The 21,305-nt window shown below is 66.8% G+C and carries 14 protein-coding genes; 5 read left to right on the forward strand and 9 right to left on the reverse strand.

All coding sequences use genetic code 11. The annotated features are described in order from the left end of the window. Positions 1-20: 20 nt before the first annotated feature. Genes BLA15945_RS07215 through BLA15945_RS07230 form a run of 4 tightly spaced genes read right to left on the reverse strand, consistent with a single transcriptional unit; the run spans position 21 to position 4,719 of the window. A complete protein-coding gene (locus tag BLA15945_RS07215; RefSeq protein ID WP_174991902.1) occupies positions 21-980 on the reverse strand; it encodes a chemotaxis protein CheX in 960 nt (319 codons plus the stop codon). Positions 981-1,002: 22 nt separating this feature from the next. Then, positions 1,003-1,584, reverse strand: coding sequence for a hypothetical protein (locus tag BLA15945_RS07220; RefSeq protein ID WP_174991903.1), 582 nt, complete (start codon positions 1,582-1,584; stop codon positions 1,003-1,005). Further along, positions 1,581-2,309: a methyl-accepting chemotaxis protein gene (locus BLA15945_RS07225; protein ID WP_059240753.1), complete on the reverse strand. Its 729-nt coding sequence runs from the start codon at positions 2,307-2,309 to the stop codon at positions 1,581-1,583. The genes BLA15945_RS07220 and BLA15945_RS07225 overlap by 4 nt, the downstream gene beginning before the upstream one ends. A gap of 22 nt (positions 2,310-2,331) precedes the next feature. After that, positions 2,332-4,719 carry an MCP four helix bundle domain-containing protein gene (locus BLA15945_RS07230; RefSeq protein WP_174991904.1) on the reverse strand — a complete coding sequence of 796 codons (2,388 nt, stop codon included), beginning with the start codon at positions 4,717-4,719 and terminating at the stop codon, positions 2,332-2,334. Positions 4,720-5,241: 522 nt separating this feature from the next. Here BLA15945_RS07230 and BLA15945_RS07235 point away from each other — a divergent pair. Beyond that, on the forward strand, positions 5,242-5,931 hold the full coding sequence (locus BLA15945_RS07235) for an alpha/beta hydrolase (protein ID WP_059237105.1): 690 nt from the start codon (positions 5,242-5,244) through the stop codon (positions 5,929-5,931). A gap of 47 nt (positions 5,932-5,978) precedes the next feature. Here the strand turns inward: BLA15945_RS07235 and BLA15945_RS07240 are convergent, their stop codons facing one another. Both BLA15945_RS07240 and BLA15945_RS07245 read right to left on the reverse strand, forming a co-directional pair. Next, a complete protein-coding gene (locus BLA15945_RS07240) occupies positions 5,979-7,484 on the reverse strand; it encodes an amino acid permease (RefSeq protein ID WP_174991905.1) in 1,506 nt (501 codons plus the stop codon). A gap of 76 nt (positions 7,485-7,560) precedes the next feature. Next, complete coding sequence (locus tag BLA15945_RS07245) at positions 7,561-8,967, reverse strand: aspartate ammonia-lyase (protein WP_059237107.1); 1,407 nt, start codon at positions 8,965-8,967, stop codon at positions 7,561-7,563. 141 nt (positions 8,968-9,108) lie between these two features. Here BLA15945_RS07245 and BLA15945_RS07250 point away from each other — a divergent pair, with 141 nt between their 5' ends. Beyond that, entirely contained in the window at positions 9,109-10,083 is a 975-nt protein-coding gene (locus tag BLA15945_RS07250) for a LysR family transcriptional regulator (RefSeq protein ID WP_174991906.1), read from the forward strand. A gap of 105 nt (positions 10,084-10,188) precedes the next feature. On the opposite strand, the gene BLA15945_RS07255 is transcribed toward BLA15945_RS07250, so the two are convergent. Further along, positions 10,189-11,250, reverse strand: coding sequence for an asparaginase (locus tag BLA15945_RS07255; protein WP_059237109.1), 1,062 nt, complete (start codon positions 11,248-11,250; stop codon positions 10,189-10,191). Between the two features lie 323 nt (positions 11,251-11,573). Between BLA15945_RS07255 and BLA15945_RS07260 the strand changes: the two genes are divergently transcribed. Next, on the forward strand, positions 11,574-13,820 hold the full coding sequence (locus BLA15945_RS07260; RefSeq protein ID WP_059237110.1) for a TonB-dependent receptor: 2,247 nt from the start codon (positions 11,574-11,576) through the stop codon (positions 13,818-13,820). 45 nt (positions 13,821-13,865) lie between these two features. Here BLA15945_RS07260 and phnY read toward each other — a convergent pair whose 3' ends face one another. Further along, complete coding sequence (gene phnY, locus BLA15945_RS07265) at positions 13,866-15,320, reverse strand: phosphonoacetaldehyde dehydrogenase (protein ID WP_174991907.1); 1,455 nt, start codon at positions 15,318-15,320, stop codon at positions 13,866-13,868. 68 nt (positions 15,321-15,388) lie between these two features. Then, positions 15,389-15,727, reverse strand: a complete 339-nt coding sequence (locus tag BLA15945_RS07270) for a GNAT family N-acetyltransferase (RefSeq protein ID WP_174991908.1) — start codon at positions 15,725-15,727, stop codon at positions 15,389-15,391. A 265-nt stretch (positions 15,728-15,992) separates the two neighbouring features. Between BLA15945_RS07270 and pdxR the strand changes: the two genes are divergently transcribed. Beyond that, positions 15,993-17,519: a MocR-like pyridoxine biosynthesis transcription factor PdxR gene (gene pdxR / locus BLA15945_RS07275; protein WP_174991909.1), complete on the forward strand. Its 1,527-nt coding sequence runs from the start codon at positions 15,993-15,995 to the stop codon at positions 17,517-17,519. A 544-nt stretch (positions 17,520-18,063) separates the two neighbouring features. Then, entirely contained in the window at positions 18,064-20,958 is a 2,895-nt protein-coding gene (locus BLA15945_RS07280; RefSeq protein WP_233464140.1) for a GH92 family glycosyl hydrolase, read from the forward strand. The last annotated feature ends 347 nt before the right edge of the window (positions 20,959-21,305 follow it).

A 21,305-nucleotide genomic window follows, 5' to 3' on the forward strand; every position in this document is an offset into this window, starting at 1 on the left:
CCCTTTCCTTGTTGCTGACTTCAAAACAGTTCGAGTTCGCCCGATTCGACCATCGGCCCCACGTCCTGCACCGATTCGCGGAAATCCTCCGGCGACCAGCTCAGGCTGAACACGAAATGCTGGTCGAGGCAGACCGAGCGCCCCGATTGCGGATCGGTCATCCGGTACTTGAAACAGAGCTGCGGACAGTCGCCGCCGAACGAGATGAACTTCTGCTTGTGATTGACGACGAGCGGCACCTGCACCGGATGGCGCGCCAGTGCCTCGGCGTCGCCGAGATAGCGGTTCTTGAACGCGCCCCACACGAGGTTCGTCAGTTCGCCGAGCACGCTGTTCACGTCGCGGAAATCCGGCGCTCGGCCGTCGTCGCGGGTGCCGCCGATCATGTCGAGCAGCGGCTGCTCGCTCGTCTGCAGCAGCATGTAGCCGCGGCACCATGCGCTTTCGAGCGCGATCAGGCTGAACACTTCGCCGAAGATGATCTGGTCGCGGACGATGCACGGCGTGTCGTGCTCGATCGTCATGCCCGGGAACAGGCTGTCGATGCGCGCCTCGGTGATCTCCGAAATGCCGCGCACGAGCGCGTTCGGATAATCGCGGCCGAACAGGTATTCGTCGATTGCGCGCTTGAGCGGCGTCATGTCGTCGGCGACGTACGCCGCGCACGCGACGCGCGCGAGCGCGTCCGGCAGCCCGTCGCGCGACGCGAGCGATTCGCGGCGCAGGATGATCGGCAATTCGGGGCGCAGCGCATCGATCTGCGTCGCGATGATCGCGCTCTCGGCCGGCGAGCCGCCGTAATCCTCGGCCAGCAGGATCGCGCCGAGATCGATGTTCGAACGCAGCACCTTCAGCAGCCGGCTGCGCCGCACGGTCAGGCCGACCAGGTTGTGCTCGTCGCAGAAGCGCTTGATCGCTTCGGCATGCATGCGGCTGTCGTCGAGGACGAGCACCTTGCTGACGGGTTGGTCTTCGGTCATCTCAAGATTTCCTGATGGTCGGTCAGAACAGTTCGAGCTCGCCGCCGGAATCCACCGTCGCCGTTTCCGGCACATGGAAATCGACCGGCGCGTTCGCGCACACGCACAGCGTCGCACCGACCCGCACGTCGCCATCGAGCGTCAGGTCGTATGCCGCCACGTAATCGGGGGCGAGCGCGGGCATGTAGTCGATGCTCGCACCGCTCAGCAGATACGGCGTCGACATCCCGAGATCGGGAAACGGCGTGGTCAGCGCCTGGTTGATCGCGCCGCAGCACAGGTTCGCAACTTCCATGAACGCTTCGGACAGCGGCCGCTGGCTGCTCGTGCCCGCCGTCGTGCCGGCGAAATGGCGGCGGGTCGCGTCGTCGTCACTGAAGCGCAGCGCGAGCAACAGGCGGAAATGCAGCGCGGAGATCGTCAGCACCGTGACATGCTCGGGCACCTTCGGCTTCGAGCGCGGCCGCGCAGACGAGCGATCGGGCCCGTCATGTTCGTGGCCGGCGGACGGCCGGATGTCGCACGCGCCGCCGGACGCGAGCCGCGTACGCGCCGCGTCGAAGAAGATCCGTTCGAAGCCTGCCTTCGCCTGCTCGCTGATCACGCCGCCTCTCCTTCGATGCGCGCGTGCAACTGCCCGGCCAGCGTCTCGACGGTCGCGAGCGCGGCCGTGATCATCTTGCCGCCGGCCTGGATGTCCTGGAACGTCGCGGCCGTCACGAGATCGTTGCGGTTCAGGCTGTCGCGATAGCTGTTCGACAATTGCTGCGAGCGCGCGGCCAGCCCGCGCACCTCGCTCGCGACGATCGAGAAGCCGCGCCCGGCCGACCCTGCGCGGGCGGCCTCGATCGATGCGTTGAGCGACACGATCGACACGTGCGCGACGATCGCCGACAGCTCCAGGTTCTTCGTGCGCATGTCATGGTTCTGCGTGGTCAGCGAGATCATCTGCTCGTGCCAGCGCTCGAACGTGCCGGCGAGCCCGCGCAGCCGCGCGGCTTCGTCGGCGATCTTCATCGCATGCTGCGCGAGTGCGGCGCGGTCGGCCGACAGCGCCTGCAGCGCATCGCGCTGCGTGCCGGCCGCGGATACCTCGCTCGCGAGCGCGTCCTGAAGCTGCGCCTCGCGGTGCGCCCACGCGTCGGCCGCCTCCGCATGCGCCGACACCGCCTCTTCCGCACGTGCGTCGGCTGCGTCGAGCGCGCCGCGCAACGTATCCGCATCGCGCTCCAGCGCAGCGACGAGCCGTGTGCGCGTCACGCGGAACACGACGGCCGCCACCACCGCGACCACCACGCCGCCCGCCAGCGCGGCGGCCATCTGAATCATCCAAGCCTGCACGATCACTTCGTCACTCCGCTGCGCCGATATCCGCGATGCGCGCACGCGACTCGTGCACGGTGCCGTGAGCGGCACCATCTGCCGCGAAACGCGCCGGCAGCGACACGATCGTCTCGAACGCGCGATACGGCGCGCCGGCGCGATCGTCGGTGAAGCGCAGCGCGATGTCGCCGCCATCGCGTTTCAGGAAGTTGCGCACCGCGTCCATGCCGACGCCGCGCCCCGACACTTCGGTCACCGTTTGCGCGGTCGAGAAGCCCGGCCGGAAGATCAGCTCGGCAACGTCTTCGTCGGACAGCGCCGCTTCGTTGCCGGCATCGATCCAGCCGCGCTCGCGCGCAATCCCGCGAATCCGGTCGAGCGCGAGGCCGCGGCCGTCGTCGCCGAGCACGAACCACAGCTCGCCGCCGCCCACGCCCACCGCGATGTCGATCGTCCCGGACGCCGCCTTGCCGGCCGCGCGCCGCTCTTCGGACGATTCGATGCCGTGGTCGATCGAATTGCGCAGCAGGTGCATGAACACGTTCTTCAGCGTCGCGGCGATCTCGCTGCGCACGCGCTGGCCGTGGCTGTCGATATGCACGACGGGCGCCGGCTTGCCGAGTTCGGCCGCGAGCGACGGCAGCGACTCGATCACGCCGCCGAGCGCGTCGCCGATGCCCTGCGTGCCGAGCTGGCTCAGCATGCGGCGCACGGCATCGCGTGCCGCGTGCCAGTCGGACGCGTTCGCCGGATCGGCGCCGTCGAGCACGCGCAGGCTCTCGCTGATGTGCGCGCGTTCGACCATCAGGAAGTCGGCGCCGTCCTGCACCGGTTCGCCGCTGCGGCCGAGCGTGACCGCATTGATCGTCGCGTAGTGTTCGACGGCGTCGCGCACCCGCGCCAGGTCGTCCATCAGCGCGTCGCGGTTCCACTCGGGGCCGCCGTCCGCGCGGCGCAGCGATTCGTACGCCTGCTCCGCTTCGTGGACGATGTTCGTCAGGTGCTGGAGGCTGTACGTCCGCGCATTGCCCTTGATCGTGTGCATGTTGCGGAACAGCGCCGCGACGATCGAATGATCGGCGCGCTCGTGCTGGCGGATCATCCGTTCGTTCTCGCTGAGGAAGCCCTTCGCGCTGTGCACGAAGTCGTGGAACTTGTCCTGGCTGATCGACAGGATCTCGCCGATCATCTCGAGGCGGCGCTGCTGCTCGCCGGCCTGCGCGGTCAGCTCGCGGATTTCGGTCACGTCGCGCACGCACAGCATCAGGCGCACGACCGTGTCGGTCTCGTCGGTGATCGCCGACCAGCTCAGGTCGAGCCACTTCTCGCGGCCGTCGGGCATCCGCTTCGCGACTTCGTTGACGAGCAGGTGCTCGTTGAATTCGAAGTTCATGCTGTCTTCGCCGAGGCACGCATGCACGGCCGCATCGACCTGCGAGCGCGCATCGGCGCCGATCGCCGAATCGTCGAACACGAGCGCCATCAGGTCGCGGCCAGCGATGTCGTTCGTCTCGAAGATGGTTTCGAGGTACGCCGAATACTCCGCATGCACGACACCGCCCTCGACGACGGTCAGGATCCCCTGCTGCATGTTCTGCAGCATCGCCTGGATGTCCGCCGTCTTCCGCTTGAGCTGCGCGGCGTTCTCCTGGATCTTCTCGATCATCCCGTTGAACGCGACGATCGAATGGCCGATTTCGTCCATCCGGCCCACCGGCACGCGGCGCGTGAAATCCTGGCTCGTCGCGATCTCGCTCATCGCCGTCTGCATCCCGATCAGCGGGCGCGTAATCTGGCGATACAGCACGAAGCCGAGCGCGGTCAGCAGCACGATCACCGTGCCGGCGACGCCTGCGATCGCGGTCGCCGTGGTTGCGAGCATCCCGTTCAGCGCGCTGATCGCATCGTCCTTCTGGCGGTTCTTCTCGACCCGCAACGTGTCGACGATGCTTTCGAGTTCGTCGCGATACTGCGCGACGTTCGCGAACAGGTACGCCTGCGCCATTTCGGCCTTGCCGTCCGCCTTCATCTTCACGGTGTCGTCGATCGCCGCGAAATAGTTCGCGACGCTGTCCTTCGCCTGCGTGACGAGGCCTTCCTGTGCGCGGCCGACCGCCGATTTCGCCTGCACGTCGAGCGCGGCGCGCAGCGCGGCCTGCTTCGCCTTCAGCTCGTCGCGCGCCTGCGCGGCGGTGTTCGCGTCGGGCGCGTAGACGAGCGTCATCGTTGCGATCTGGATGTTCTTCACATCGGCGACGAGATCGGCCGACGCGAGCGCGCTCGGCACGATGCCCTGGGTGACCTGACGCACCTCGGACGCGCTCTTGCGTGTCTGGTACACGGCATAAATGCCGATCGCGGACAGCGCGAAGAACGTCAGGACGACTAGCAGCGTAATGCGATGACGGATGGTCATGAGTACAGCTCCCCGCAGCGATCCGGCTTCGATCGCCCTTTGGTCTATTGAAAGAATGTGAGCGCCGAATTATCGGGGATGGTGTATGACTGTCCGATGACCGAAAATCAATCGGTCATTGACGAAAATGAAATGAATAATTGCGACCGAAAAAGCCTAAAGTTTTTTGCGGATTAGCCGTTAACTTCCGGCTGCCAAGGCCGGTGTGGCTGTGGAGGTTGCAGGATCGGCGAAGTAGCGGATATTCGTTGTTTTATTCGTGTTCCGCAAAATCAATTTTATTGAATGCCGGTAAAACGTTTGCGCATTATCCGTGAGGCGGTTTGTTTTGGCATCTTTTTATAACCGCTGCGGCGCAAGCGCAAAAATTTCAGGTTGCGCGTCGTTCGCGCGAGCGTTCCGGCCCCGTCGCACGCGACCGGATTCATTCCATTCAGGAAACAATCAATCGCCTCCCGGCGATTCACCTCCCCGTCCGCACGATCTAGACTGTCGCATCGTTTCTCTCTCCGGACCCACGCGATGACCGACGCCCTGCCGCTGACCACCGATCCCGATTCGGGCCTCCAGTACCGGCTGCGCCCGGCCGCCGGCCGCCCCGTCGCGCGCCTGTTGCTGCTGCACGGCGTCGGCGGCCACGAAACCAACCTGCTGAACGTGGCCGACGGGGTCGATCCGCGCATCGAAATCGCGTTCGTGCGCGGCCCGCTCACGTTCGGGCCCAATCAGCATGCGTGGTTTCCGGTGCGCTTCGGCCCGAACGGCCCTGAAATCGATGCGGCCCGCGCGGACGCGAGCCGCGTGCAGCTGATCGCGCTGCTGCGCGCCTTCCGTGCGCAGGACGGCGCGGCATCGCGGTTGCCGGCCGTGATCGCCGGCTTCAGCCAGGGCGGCATCATGAGCGCCGCCGTCGGCCTCACGTCGCCGGACGACGTCACCGCGTTCGCCGTGCTGTGCGGGCGCATTCTGCCGGAAATCGATCCGCTGATCGCGCCGCGCGACGCGCTTCGCCCGCTCCATGCGTTGATCGTCCACGGCCGCTTCGACGACAAGCTGCCCGTCGCCTGGGCCGACACGGCCGACGCGAAGCTCACGGCGCTCGGCGTCGCGCACGATACGCGCCTGTACGCGGCCGGGCACGAACTGACTGCGGAAATGGCCGGTGATTTCGGCCGGTGGGTCGGCGAGCGTACCGGGCTGAACCGACCTTGAACTGACCGCGCCGGCAAGCCGGCCCGCGAACGGGCCAGCGCATGCCGTCACGCGTTCTGCGCAGGATCGGCAACGGCACGCGCAGAGGCAGGCGCGGCAACCGCCGGCTCGCGCTCGGCGCCGCGCTTCGCCAGCTTCCAGCCGACCGCCAGTGCAAGCACCACCACCGGAATCGTCGCGACCGTCCACGTGCCGCCCGGATAGTCGAACGCCATCAGCACCAGCACACCGGCCAGGAACGCGAGCGTGAGCCACGACGTGACCGGCGCGCCGGGCATCCGGAACGACACGGCCTTCAACTCGCCGCGATCGACCGCGCGGCGGAACAGGATCTGGCACATCACGATGAAGCCCCACGTCGTGATGATTCCGAGCGACGCCATGTTCAGCACGATCTCGAACGCCTGCGCCGGGACGATATAGTTCAGCGGCACGCCGATCGCATTGATCGCGACCGTGATCAGGATCCCGCCGTACGGCACGCCGCGCGCATTCATCCGCGATACGAAGCGCGGCGCCGATCCGCCCATCGCGAGCGAGCGCAGCACGCGTCCGGTCGAATAAAGGCCGGAATTCAGGCTCGACAGCGCGGCGGTCAGCACCACGACGTTCATCACCGTGCCGACGTACGGCACGCCGAGCTTGCTGAAGAACGTGACGAACGGGCTTTCGTGCGCGCTGTACGCGGTCCACGGCAGCAGCATCGTCAGCAGCACGACCGAACCGACGTAGAACAATGCAATGCGCCACATCACGCTGTTGATCGCCTTCGGCAGCACCTTGCGCGCATCGGCGGTCTCGCCCGCCGCGACGCCGACGAGCTCGATGCTCGCATACGCGAACACGACGCCCTGCACGATCAGCACGGCCGGCAGGATGCCGTGCGGAAAGATCCCGCCGTGATCCGCGACGAGATGAAGCCCCGGCATCTGCCCCGCAACCGGATGGCCGCTCGCGAGAAACACGGCGCCGACCGCGAGGAACACCGCGAGCGTGCCGACCTTGACGAGCGAGAACCAGAACTCCATCTCGCCGAACACCTTCACGCCGATCATGTTCATCACCGACACGATCCCGAGCGCGCCAAGCGCGAACACCCATTGCGGCACGTCGGTGAACACGGCCCAGTACTTCATGTAGATCGCGACCGCGGTGATGTCGACGATGCCGGTCGTCGCCCAGTTCAGGTAGTACATCCAGCCGGCGACGAACGACGCGCGCTCGCCCATGAACTCGCGTGCGTAGGACACGAAGCTGCCGCTGGTCGGCCGGTGCATCACGAGCTCGCCGAGCGCGCGCATGATCAGGAACGCGAACACGCCGCACACGAGATACACGAGCGCCAGCGCGGGCCCCGCGCTTTGCAGGCGCCCGCCCGCGCCGAGAAAGAGGCCGGTGCCGATCGCACCGCCCATCGCGATCATCTGCACGTGCCGCGGCTTCAGCTGTTTCGCATAGCCGGCTTCGTGCGCCGCGAACATCGCATCGGGATCGGCATGGCGGGAATCCGCGCCGCCGGCCGCATCGGCCGGGCGCTCGCTGGTGTGTTTCATCGTCAGTCTCCGTTGTTTGTTGGTGTGTCGCGCCCCGCTCCGGGGCGCTTTCGGACCGGCCACGCGCCGGCCGCCGTCAAAGCACGCGCGGCCGGATCAGCGCTTCGGGTTGCAGCGCCTCGTCGAGCTGCGCGACGGTCATCAGCGCGCGCTCCAGCACGACCTCGCGGATCGATTTGCCGGTTGCGTGCGCTTCGGCGGCGACGGCGGTCGCACGCTTGTAGCCGATGTACGGGTTCAGCGCGGTGGCCAGCGCGACCGAGCGCTCCATCGTGTCGCGCAGCCGCTCGGGGTTCGCGGTGATCCCGCTCACGCAGCGCTCCGCGAGCGTCGTGCAGGCGGCCGTCAGATGGCTGAAGCTGCGGAACAGCGCGCTCGCGATCACCGGCTCGAACGCGTTGAGCTGCAGTTGCCCGGCCTCGGCCGCGAAGGTCACGGTCAGGTCGTTGCCGAACACCTCGAACGCGACCTGGTTGACGACCTCCGGAATCACCGGATTCACCTTGCCGGGCATGATCGACGAGCCGGCCTGCATGGGCGGCAGGTTGATCTCGCCGAAACCGGCGCGCGGGCCGCTCGACAGCAGCCGCAGGTCGTTGCAGATCTTCGACAGCTTGACCGCGATGCGCTTGAGCACGCCCGACACCTGCACGAACGCGCCGCAATCCTGCGTCGCCTCGATCAGGTTCGGCGCTGTGCTCAGGTCGAGCCCGGTGAGGCGCCGCAGCGCGGCCAGCGCCTTCTCCGCGTACTGCGGATGCGCGGTGATCCCCGTGCCGATCGCAGTCGCCCCGAGATTGATCTCGCGAATCAGCCAGCCGGCTTCCTGCAGCCGCGCGATGTCTTCCGTCAGCATCACCGCGTAGGTCGAGAATTCCTGACCGAGCGTCATCGGCACCGCGTCCTGCAACTGCGTGCGGCCGAGCTTCAGCAGGCCCGCGAATGCGTCGGCCCGTTCGGCGAACGCATCGCGCAGCCGCGCCATCGCTTCGAGCAGGTGTTCGACCGCGAAGCACGTCGCAACGCGGATCGCGGTCGGGTAGACGTCGTTGGTGCTCTGCGCGAGATTGACGTGCTCGTTCGGGTGCAGGTATTCGTACTGCCCGCGCGCGTGCCCCATGATTTCGAGCGCGCGGTTGCAGATCACCTCGTTCGCGTTCATGTTGGTCGACGTGCCGGCGCCGCCCTGAATGACGTCGACGACGAACTGGTCGTGCAGGCGCCCTTCACGGATCTCGACGCACGCGGCGGCGATCGCATCGCGGTGTGGCCGCGACAGCAGCCCGAGTTCGCAATTGGCGTCGGCCGCCGCTTCCTTCACGGCCGCGAGCGCCATCACGAGGTACGGCAGCGACGCAATGGTGCGGCCCGAAATGTCGAAATTCTCTTTCGCGCGCAGCGTATGGACGCCGTAATAGGCATCCACCGGAATGCTTCGTTTACCTAAAAGATCCGCTTCGACGCGGAAGCCGTTTTCTGTCATCGTGCCCTCCTGAATGTCTCGTGCCGCTCGCCGTGAACCGCTTCCCGACGCGACGGGTTCGCATTCTATGCCTTTGCAAAAACAAGCTCGCCTCTGTATTATCAAAAGCGGTTTTGCGTGGGACGCAACAGCGAGAATCGAATGAAGAAAGGCGCAAGAGAAACCGGCATCGATCATCTGGGCGCGATGCGCGCGTTCGTGAAAGTGGTCGAAACGGGGAGTTTTTCGGCGGTCGCGAAGGAGATGCACGTATCGACGTCGACCGTCGCGCGCAAGGTCACGGCGATCGAGGACGCACTCGGCGTCGCGCTGCTGCACCGCTCCACGCACAGCGTGACGCTCACCGAAGCCGGCCACATCTACCTGGAACGCGCGGTCACGCTGATCGCCGATCTCGACGACACGCTGCGTGTCGTCGCCGAGCTGAATGCGCAGCCGAGCGGCCCGCTGAAGCTCACCGCGCCGGTCGCGTTCGGCCGCCGCCATCTCGCGCCGCTGGTCGCGCCGTTTCTCGCACGCTATCCGACGATCCAGCTCGACGTGCGGCTCACCGACAACCACAACGACCTCGTGGCCGGCGGGTTCGATCTCGACATTCACGAAGGCGAGAATTACCTGGACAACCTGGTCGTCCACCGGCTGTCGCGCAACGACAGCATCCTGTGTGCGACGCCCGGCTATCTGGATCGCTGCGGTCGCCCCGCGACGCCGGACGACCTGAAGCAGCACAACTGCCTGCGCTACGCGCACCCGGAAGGCGATCCGCGCTGGCATCTCGCGCGCGACGACGCGCAGCACAGCGTGCTGCCGGCCGGCAATCTCGTCACCGATCATTCGGAACTGCTGCTCGAAGCGACCAGCGCGGGGCTCGGCATCGCGGAGTTCGAAATCTGGCTGGTACGCGACCTGCTCGCGAGCGGCCGGCTCGAAGCCGTGCTGCCGCGTTACCGGCTGCAGAACCGGCTGACGGGCGAATTCATCTACATCGCGTATCTGGCGAACCGGCGCAGCTCGGCGAAGCTACGCGTGCTGAAGGATTTTCTCGCGGAACACCTCGCGCAGATCGGCGAGCTGTCGGAACTGGAGCTTGCGAGGATTCGCGGGGGGCGCGTGTAACTCGCGCGTTCATTCGCACCCGCCCGCCAGCCGGTCAGCGAGCGGGCGCGCGCCGCTGCAGGCGCCCCGGATCGCGGGCCGGCGGCAGCGGCGCGGCGACGGCGCTCAGGCCGCCTGCAATTCGAACGGGAACGTTGCGTGCCCGAACTCGACGCCCTGCGTGTTGAGCATCGGCGGCCGGTGGAAGCCGGCCAGTTGCGCGCGCTGTGCGGCCGTTCCGATCCGCAGCCGCTCGAGGACTTCGCTGACGACCATGTAGAGCACGTCGACATTGCCGTCCTCGATCTTCACCGAGATGCCGAGCGCGCCATCCGCGCCGAGCTGCCGCGTGCGCTCCGATGCGCGCACGCCGATCCCGTAGCACGCATCGGCGCCGAGCTTGCCGACCACCTGCCCGTCGAACGCGTTCATCAGCACCGTGCAATAGCGGCCGTCGCCTGCGACCAGTTCCGGATAGGCCGTCATCGCGCGATGAATGCGCGCCAGTGCGCGAACGCGATCGGTTACCGCGCCGCCCGCCTCCACCGCGTCCGCGCCGTCGGCCAGCGACGCGTACAGACGCGCGAGCCGATCCAGCGGGAACGCCGGCGTCGGCAGGTTGCACCCGTCGATACTCCAGTCCACCTCGTCGTCGCGCAGGCCGCACGCGTCGGCCACCCCATGCTTGACGCGCACCTGCATCGGATGGTCCGGCAGATGGTAGTCGGCGATTGCCGCGCCGATCGCCTGCGCGCCGGCCAGCATCCCGACATGCTTGCCCGAACAGTTGCTGCACACGCCGGTCGGCGTGTAGTCGCGCTTGATCCATGCTCGATACACCGCATCGGACAACGGCGGATGGCCGCCGCAACGCAGATCCGATTCGTGCGCGGCCACCTTCGCGAGCATGGCCCGCGTGCGTTCGATGTGACGGTCCTCGCTGCTGTGCGACGCGCACATCAGCGCGATGTCCGCATCGTCGAAGCCGAAGCGCTCCACCGCGCCCGTCTCGATCACCGACAACGCCTGCGCCGGCTTGGCCGCCGAGCGCGCGAGCGTCATCCGGAACGGATCGCCGAACCGGGCCAGCAACCTGCCGCGTGCGTCCACGACCGCCACATGGGCGACGTGCGTGTTCTCGATCGTATTGCCGCGGTACGTGACGACCGCTGCGCGTGGGGTGTCCATCGTGTCTTGTCTCCTTGCTCCGGGCCTGACTGCCGGGGCCCGTCCAACCGGTACCGCAGTGTAGCGAGTCGCCGCCGCCACGCGCCGGCCGTGCAATGGAAAGCGGTGTTGCACACGACGCAAAGGCAATCGCGCCCCCACGAATGCCTGACTGAATTAGTACAAAAACCATTCGATCGTTTACATATTTGGTACTAATCCGTACAATTGCGACCGCAAACGCGAATCATACGCATTTACATTGACGTTTTCCGATGCTGCGGACTGTGCTGTCCGCATCGCGAAAACGCGCCCGTTCACCGAACCTTCCGCTGCTTCCCGATATGCCTGCCCAGTTCAAGACGAGGCCTCGCGCCCTCGTGTCGGCGCTGACCTGCTCCGTTTTCCTGACGCCGCTGCTCGCTTCCGCCGCAACCGCTCCCGCTGCCGTTCCTGCCCCTGCCGCCGACCAGCCCGCGCCGGCCGCCGACGTACCGGCGACGCTGCCGACGATCGCGGTCCAGTCGTCCGCGCTGTCGGACATGCAGGTGAAGCGTTCGCCGTCGTACAAGTTCACCGCGCCGCTGCTCGACACGCCACGCTCGGTCACGGTGATTCCCGAGCAGCTGATCAAGGAAAAGAACGTCACGTCGTTCGCGGACGCGCTGCGTTCGGTGCCCGGCATCACGTTCCTCGGCGGCGACGCGGCCGCGAACCCGTCGGCCGACCGTCCGGTGATCCGCGGCTTCGAATCGCGCAACTCGATCTTCGTCGACGGCATGCGCGACTCCGGGCTGCAGAACCGCGAGACGTTCGCGGTCGAGCAGATCAGCGTGATCAAGGGCCCCGACTCGGTCTACGCGGGCCGCGGCTCGGTGGGCGGCAGCATCGACATCGTCACGAAGACGCCGAAGAACGACGATTTCATCAACAGCAGCATCGGCTTCGGCACCGACGGTTACAAGCGCGCGACGGTGGACGCGAACCGCAAGATCAACGACACGACGGCCGTGCGCCTGAACGTGATGGGGCACGACGCGAACCAGGCCGGCCGCAACGACGTGTACAACAAGCGCTGGGGCGTCGCGCCGTCGATCGTGTTCGGGCTGAACACGCCGACCACGGTCACGGTCAGCTACTACCACATGAACTCGTACGACATGCCGGACTTCAGCGTGCCGTTCCGCGCGTCGGGCGGCACGCCGGTGCCGACCGATCGCGGGCAGTTCTTCGGGCTGAACACGCGCGACTACCGCTACGGGCAGACCGACACCGGCGAAGTGCGCGTCGAGCACAAGATCAACGACGACTGGAAGCTGAAGAACACGACGATGTTCGGCCGCTCGACGCTCGATTACGTCGCGACGAATCCGCAGATCCTCGCGTCGAACCCGAATATGCTGAGCCTGCAGGCAAAGAGCGGCAAGTACGCGCTCAACGGCTTCTCGAACCAGACCGAAGTCACCGGCAGCGCGAGCCTGTTCGGCATGAAGCACACGATGACGGCCGGCGTCGAGTTCAGCCACGAACAGGCGCGCTACGAGGGCTATCTCGTGTCGGATTCGGCCGGCAACAACATCCGCTCGGGCGGCCCGTGCTCGGTGGCCGGCAACTGCACGCCGCTCGCCGGCGGCTGGAACCCGAACATGCCGTGGACCGGCAACATCGTGCTGAACGGCGACAAGGGCTTCCCCGGCGCGACGACGAACACGCGCACCGATACGGTGTCCGCGTACCTCTTCGACACGGTCAAGCTGTCCGAACGCTGGCAGTTCAACACGGGGCTGCGCTTCGATCGTTACGACACGACCGGCAAGCAGGCCGGCGTCGCCGACCTGTCGAATACGTCGAACCTGTTCAGCTACCAGTTCGGCCTCGTGTTCAAGCCGGTGACCAACGTGAGCCTGTACGCGTCGTACGGCACGTCGTCGAACCCGCCGGGCTCGAACGGCGGCCTCGGCGGCGGCACCGACCAGATCACCGCGACGAACCAGGACCTCGCGCCCGAGCGCTCGCGCAACATCGAGATCGGCGCGAAGTGGGACGTGCTGCAGGACCAGCTGTCGCTGACGTCGGCCCTGTTCCAGACCGAGAAGACCAACGCGCGCGTGAGCGACGGCCTCGGTCATACGGTCAACGCGGGCAAGCAGCGCGTGCGCGGCTTCGAATTCGGCTTCGCGGGCAACCTGACGCCGAAGTGGCACGTGTTCGGCGGCTACTCGTACCTGAACGCGATCACGACCGACGCAGGCCCCGGCAGCCCGGGCGCCTCGGGCCTGCCGATGGTGATGGTGCCGAAGCACAACTTCACGCTGTGGACGAGCTACGACGTGATGCCGAAGCTCACGCTCGGCGCGGGCGCGACGGTGATGAGCCAGACCTATGCGTCCGTGTCGGCGACGACCAGGAAGTGGACGCCCGGCTATGCCCGTTTCGACGCGGCCGCGACGTGGCGCGTGAACAAGACGATGGACGTGCAGCTGAACGTGCAGAACCTGTTCGACAAGAAATATTACGCAAGCGCGTACCCGATCTACGCAACGTGGGCGCCGGGCCGTTCGGCGATGGTCACGCTCAACTTCTATCAGTAACGCCGATGGCGGCGGGAGGGGGCGATGCGCCCTTCCCCGCCTCGCTCACCACGGCAGCGAATACGTCTTCACGTTCGTGAAGCTCTTCATCGCTTCCTGCACGCCCTCCTTGTATCCCAGCCCCGAATCCTTCACGCCGCCGAACGGCGTCACTTCGAGCCGGTAGCCGGGCACTTCGCGCACGTTCACGCTGCCGACTTCCAGCTCGGTGATGAAGCGCGTGATGTGGTCGAAGCGGTTCGTGCACACCGACGACGACAGCGCGTAGTCGGTGCTGTTCGACATCCGGATCGCTTCGTCGATGTCGCGAAAGCGCATGATCGGCGACACCGGGCCGAACGTCTCGTACTTCACGAGCGGCATGTCGGGCGTCACACGGTCGATCACCGTCGGCGAATACAGCGCGCCGTCGCGCACGTTGCCGACCAGCAGCCTCGCCCCGCGTGAAATCGCGTCATTCACCTGCTGCTCGCAGAACTTCGCGGCCGCCTCGTCGATCACAGTGCCCATGTCGACCGACGGATCGGATGGATTGCCGTACGACCACGCACGCGTTTTTTCAACGACCAACTCGGTGAAGCGATCGGCCACCGACTCGTGCACGAGCATCCGCTTGATCGCCGTGCAACGCTGCCCCGAATTCTTGTACGAGCCCGACACCGCGAGCGTGCTCGCCTCGTCGAGATCGGCGTCTTCCATCACGATGATCGGATCGTTGCCGCCGAGTTCGAGCACCGCGCGCCGGTAGCCCATCCGCGATGCGATCGACTTGCCGATCGACACGCCGCCGGTGAACGTGATGAGATCGATCGCCGGGTTCGTGATCAGCTCGTCGGCGATCTCCCTCGGGTCGCCGGTGATCACCTGCAGCATCTGCGGCGGCAATCCGGCCTCATACAGGATGTCGGCAAAGAGGTAACACGACAGCGGCACCTTCTCCGACGGCTTCACGACGATCCGGTTGTTGGTCGCGACCGACGGCACGATCTTGTGCGCGACCTGGTTCATCGGGTGGTTGAACGGCGTGATCGCCGAAATCACGCCGAGCAGCGGATCGCGCTGCGTGTACACGCGGCGTTTCTTGCCGTGCGGCGTCAGATCGCACGAAAAGATCTGCCCGTCGTCCTTCAGCACTTCACCGGCGCCGAACGTCAGCACGTCGGCCACGCGGCCCGCTTCGTATGTCGAATCCTTGATGCACAAGCCGGCCTCGGCCGTGATCAGCGCCGCGATCTCCGCCGTGCGCGAGCGCACGATGTCGGCCGCACGGCGCAGGATCGCCGCGCGGTCGTGGCGCGTAAGCGTCGGCTGGTACGCACGCGCAACCGCAAACGCGCGGCGCACGTCGTCCAGCGTCGCCTTCGGCACGGTGCCGACCAGCGTGCCGTCGTACGGGTTGCGCACGTCGATGACTGCGTCGCGCCACACGCGCTGCCCGTCGATGCGCAACGCTTCGTGCCGCACGTCGAATGCGGGAATCGGTTTCAGGACCGTGCTCATGTCGTCTCCGTCTTGGGGGCGCGTGATCGTGGCCACGCTTTCGGTTAATGCAGTGATTGCCGCGCGGGCTAGCGAACCACCACCAGCCCTTCGTATTCGAGGCAGCGGCACAGCGTCGCCCATGCCGGCGTATCGGGCCATTCACGCGCGCGGGCGTCGATGCGAATCGGCCGCCCGAATTCGCGCGACACGCACGCCAGCAGCGTGTGCGCGATGCCGCTGCGCCGGTAGGCCGGTTCGACGTACAGCCGCGTGAGCGACGGCGATCGCGCGGCACCACCGCCGTCGTCGATACCGAGTTCGCCGATCGCCTCGTCGTCGCGATACGCGACCGCTGTCGCTCGCGCGTCGTCGAACACGATGCGGATCACGCGCGCGCAGCGATCCCTGAACACGACGACGTGCATGGCGCCCTCCGGATGTCGATGCCGGCGAACGCGACACGCGCACGCCTCCCTGCGCCCCCGTACCGGGGAGTTATCCGGATCGTCCGGGCGCGACGAGTTGAGTATCGTCTTGCCACGTCGGCACGCAGTAGTGCCAGTCGGCACATTTCATTGAGTCCACATCCGCGGCGCGACACGCGTATTCTCGCGACACCGCGCCCCTCGCGGGCCTGCGCCCCACCGCGCGCACCGCCTCGCGTTTCCCGTACCGATCACAGGAGGAAGCATGCCGAGTCGTACCCCGACCGCCCTATGGGCCCAGCAGTTCCGGCGGTCGTCGGCGTCGAGCCTGCAGGACCAGATCCGGCGCATGCTGGTGGCCGCGATCCTCGACGGCCAGCTCGCGCCCGATGCCGCACTGCCGTCGAGCCGCGAACTTGCCGACCAGCTCGGCGTCGCGCGCAACACCGTCGTGCTCGCGTACCAGATGCTCGTCGAAGAGGGCTACCTGATCTCGCGCGAACGCAGCGGGCACTTCGTGAACCCGAAGATGCTCGAGGGCGTACCGGGCTTCGCGACTGCCAAGCCCGATGCGCAGGTTGCCGGCAACGACGACACGCCAGGCCGCCCCGCATGGGAGAAGCGCATCGCGCATCCGCCGTCGAGGCAGCGCAACATCGTGAAGCCCGCGAACTGGCAGCACTATGAGTTTCCGTTCATCTACGGGCAGTTCGACCAGTCGCTGTTCCCGACCAACGACTGGCGCGAGTGCTGCCTGAAGGCGTTGTCGGTGATGGAGATCCGCAACTGGGCGCCCGACCTGATCGAGCGCGACGACGAATCGCTGATCCAGCAGATCCGCACGCGCGTGCTACCGCGGCGCGGCGTGTTCGCGATGCCCGACGAGATCGTCGTCACGAACGGCTGCCAGCAGGCGCTGTACCTGATCGCGGACCTGCTGTGCGGCAAGCACACGACGGTCGGCTTCGAAAACCCCGGCTATCCCGACGCGCGCAACATCTTCGAGAACCGCAATGCGCGGCTGCTGCCGCTGCCCGTCGACGGCCACGGGATCGCGCCCGACACGCTCGGCGACACGCTGTCGCGCTGCGACTACGTGTACGTGACGCCGAGCCACCAGTGCCCGACCACCGCGACGATGCCGGTCGAGCGCCGCCGCGCGCTGCTCGATTGCGCGCAGCAGCATGATTTCGTGATCATCGAGGACGACTACGAGAGCGAGAACACGTTCTCCGGCACGCCGCATCCGGCGCTGAAGAGCCTCGATACGGCCGACCGCGTGATCTACGTCGGCAGCCTGTCGAAGACGTTCGCGCCGGGCCTGCGGCTCGGCTACGTGGTCGGGCCGCGCGAGCTGATCCGCGAACTGCGCGCGCTGCGGCGGCTGATGGTGCGCCATCCGGTCGCGTACATCCAGCGCGCGTTCGCGACCTTCCTCGCGCTCGGCCATCACGACGCGCTGCTGCGCCGGCTGGCCCATGCGTACAGCGAACGCTCGCAGGCGCTGATGGCCGCGCTCGATGCGCATGTGCCGGAAGCGCGCCATGTGCGCGTGACGGGGGGGGCTTCGTGCTGGGTCGAGGGGCCGCCGTGGCTCGACGCCACGCGTCTCGCGACCGACGCGCAGGAAGCCGGCATCCTCATCGAGCCGGGGAACGTGTTCTTCATGGACGACGCGGGCGACGCGCGACGCTGCTTCCGGATGGGCTTCTCCGCGATTCCGCTCGAGCGGATCGAACCCGGCGTGCGGGCGCTGGCGGAATGCATGCGGTCGCAAAAGCCGGACGCCTGACCGGATGCGGACAGGTATCGCGCAGCGGATCGCGCGACGTCCCTCTCTCATCGATCAGCATCACGCATCCGGCAACGATCCCGACTTTCGTTGCACTGGAAGCATGTCATCCGTGCCGCGCGCGTCGCTCCCCTGCGACGCGCGCGGATGCCCGTCGCAACGACCGATCGCGCTGCCCTGAAGTGCAACTCGCGGTGTCGCGCCCGCGGGCTGCCTTTCAAGTACCGGCCGCCCTCACGCGCGCACGCAACACGCCTCGACTCGATCGGCACATTGCCACCCGCCTCGTCGCACGACACCGCGTTCGCCGCTCGCGCTCCGAATCCGTTTCGCTCGCCGATACCGCGCCACTACCCGTTCATCGTTTCCATTCGTTTAGTAAATCTAATAAAAACATTACAAACCCGTTATTCGGATTGACAACGAATTCATACGAATCCTAGTGTTACGACGCAACCAGACAGCAACAACCCACAGCGATCCCGGGATTCGATCGTCGGGATCGTCAAGGCAAAAGATGCATCTCCGACTGGAGGGGGCGATCATGAATCGATTCACGACGCTTGCGGCGTTGCTGGCCGCGGCGTGCGCGTTGAGCGGATGCGGTGGCGGTGACGGCAGCGACGGAACAGCGGCGTCGATACTGGCCGCCCATCCGGCGGAATCCTCGGCCGATGCGGCCGACACGACGAATCTCGACGACAACCGCAGCCTGTCGTTGACGCAGTACGTCGATCCGCTGATCGGCACGCTCGCGAGCAATTCACCGAACCCGGTGCCGGCGGGACAGGCCGGCAGTGTCGAACCGGCCGCCGGCCTGCCGTCGGGCATGGTGCAGTGGGCGCCCGACACCAACACCACGCCGGCGCCGAACAGCAGCCAGGAGCCGAACTCGCCCGCCGGCTACTACTACGACATCCACTCGATCCAGGGTTTCAGCCTGACGCACATGCCGGGTGCCGGTTGCAGCGGCAACAACGGCGAATTCCCGGTCATGCCGACCACCGACCCGGCGCAGCTTGCGCCAACCTTCAGTCATGCGAATGAAACGGCCAGACCGGGCTACTATTCCGTGCTGCTCGACTCGCAGATCAAGGTCGAGCTGACCGCCACCCTGCGCACCGGCTTCGGCCAGTTCGCGTACCCGGCCGGCAAACCCGCGCTGCTGGTGCTCGACGCGACCCGCACCAACACCAAGACGTCGACCACCGGCGCCATTACGCAGGTTTCCGGCAGTGCGATCTCGGGCAGCACGGTCGGCGGCGGCTTCTGCGGCAACTCGGTGCCGGTCCCCGTCTACTTCTACGCCGCCTTCGACCAGGCCTTCACGTCGGCCGCGATCTCGCACGGCGTGGCGCAGCTCGGCTTCCGCTCCGGCCAGACGGTCAGGATGAAGATCGGCCTCTCCTACGTCAGCGTCGCCAACGCGAAAGCCAACCTCGACGCGGAAAATCGCGGCTGGGACTTCGCGGGCGTACGCGCACAGGCCGACCGCATCTGGAACGACCGCCTCAACGGCATCCGCGTGGCGGGCGGCACGCTCGACGCGAAGAAGAAATTCTATACGGCGCTCTATCACGCGCTGTGGGCGCCCAGTACCTTCAGCGACGTGAACGGCCAGTACATCGGCTTCGACAACACCGTGCATCAGGTCGCCCAAGGCCAGCACGCGCAGTATTCGTCGTTCTCGGGCTGGGACATCTACCGCTCGCTGATCCAGCTGAAATCGATCCTCAACCCGTCCGAAACCAGCGACATGATCCAGTCGCTGATCAACGACGCGGATCAATGCGGCGCGATTCCGCACTGGGTCAACGACAACGTCGAGGACGGCGTGATGCCCGGCGACGCCGGTTCGCTGATCGTCTCGAATGCCTATGCGTTCGGCGCGCGGCGCTTCGATACGCGGTCCGCCCTGCAGCACATGGTGAAGATGGCGAACCTCCCCGGCACGGCGTGCAACAACGTGACCACCAACGGCGGTCGCGCGAGCTACCTGCAGACCGGCTACATCACCGGCGGCGAGTGGGGGCAGGCTTCGTCCACGCTCGAATACACGGGCAGCGATTTCGCGATCTCGCGCTTCGCGGGAGCACTCGGCGATACCGCCACGCAGCGCATGCTGCTGGGCCGCTCGGCCTACTGGCAGAACCTGCTCGACACCGCGCTGACGCCGCCGCTGATCGCGGCGCGCCAGTCGAACGGCGCGTGGATGCCCGAGACGCCGGGCAGCGGCGACAACTATGTGGAAGGCAATGCCGAACAGTACACGTGGATGGTGCCGTACGACGGCGCCGGCCTGTTCGCACAGCTCGGCGGCAATGCGGCGGTGACGTCGCGGCTCGACCAGTTCTTCACGGTGCTCAATGCCGGCCTGAGCCTGCCCAACTTCTACATGGGCAACGAGCCGACCTTCGAGGTGCCCTGGCTCTACAACTGGGCCGCGCAGCCGTCGGGTACGCAGCGCGTGGTGCAGCAGATCCTGGGCAGCGCGTTCGGCACCGGCCCCGACGGCCTGCCGGGCAACGACGATCTCGGCGCCGTGTCGGGCTGGTATGTCTGGGGCGCGCTGGGCCTGTACCCGCAGATCCCCGGCGTGGCGGGCCTGGCGATCGGCAGTCCGCAGTTCCCGCAGATCGACGTACGGCTCGGCAACGGCCGCACGTGGCGGATTCGCGCCAAGGGCGCGCCCGCGTCCAATTATGTGCAGTCGCTGTCGATCAACGGTCGCACCCACGATGTACCGTGGGTCGCCTACGACGACATCGCGAACGGCGCGACGCTGCACTTCGCGATGGGCAGCGCGCCGTCGCAATGGGGCAGCCGGAAGCAACCGCCGTCGTTCGGCGTGCCGGTGGCGATCAACGCGGTCGACAGCTACAACAATCGTGGCTTCAGCGCGGACGGCGCGACCAATCCCGACGGCCAGGGCGCGGACTTCGACGGCAGCCTGTTCAGCTACTCGCTGAATGCGCTGGCAGCAGCAGGCGTGCAGCCCGGCAAGCCGTTCGTGGTGGCCGGCGCCAGCGTGGCGGTGGCCGGCGGGCCGCTCTCGCTCGACAATACCGTGACCGTCGGCCAGACCGTGATGCTGCCGCCGGGACCGGCCGGCACCGCCGTGGTGGTGCTCGGCTCGTCCAACAATGGCCCGAGCAGCGGCATCGCGCAGCTGAATTTCGCGGACGGTTCGAGTCAGGCCGTCACGCTGACCTTCGACGACTGGACCCTGAACGGCGGCAGCGCACACGCCAGCGCGGCGGTCGCCGTCACGATGGCTTACCGCAACTCGGGCAGCGGCCAGCAGGACAACGTCAAGACCTACATCTTCGCGCAGAAGATTCCCGTGCCGCCCGGCAAGGTGGTGACGAGCATCGTGCTGCCGCGCCAGGTGAGCGCCGGCAAGATGCACGTGTTCGGCATCGGCATGACGGCATCCTGACGCCCGCATGACCGACGGGGATACATCGGGCCTCCCGATGTATCCCCTCGCCGGCCGGCGCTGCTGTCACGCGATCCCCGGCCGCCGTGACGTCATCGCGCAACGGCAACGGTTTCGCGACATGCCCCGGCGGCAGCTCTTCTTGCTCATCGCTCCGCGTCGATGATTTCCATCGATGCGCGTCAACGAACCCGCCGTCGGGAACCCACGGGGCACCGGCAGACCGGCGCACCGGCCCGGCTTTCCCCCTGGCCCAAGCGAAACCTCCCGACTGGCGCTACCGCCAAAAACGAGCGCTCACTAACGTGTCGATACCGCGTGCCGCATGCGCGCCCGCGCCTTGCGCA

The organism is Burkholderia arboris, assembly GCF_902499125.1.
Taxonomy (GTDB): Bacteria; Pseudomonadota; Gammaproteobacteria; order Burkholderiales; family Burkholderiaceae; genus Burkholderia; species Burkholderia arboris.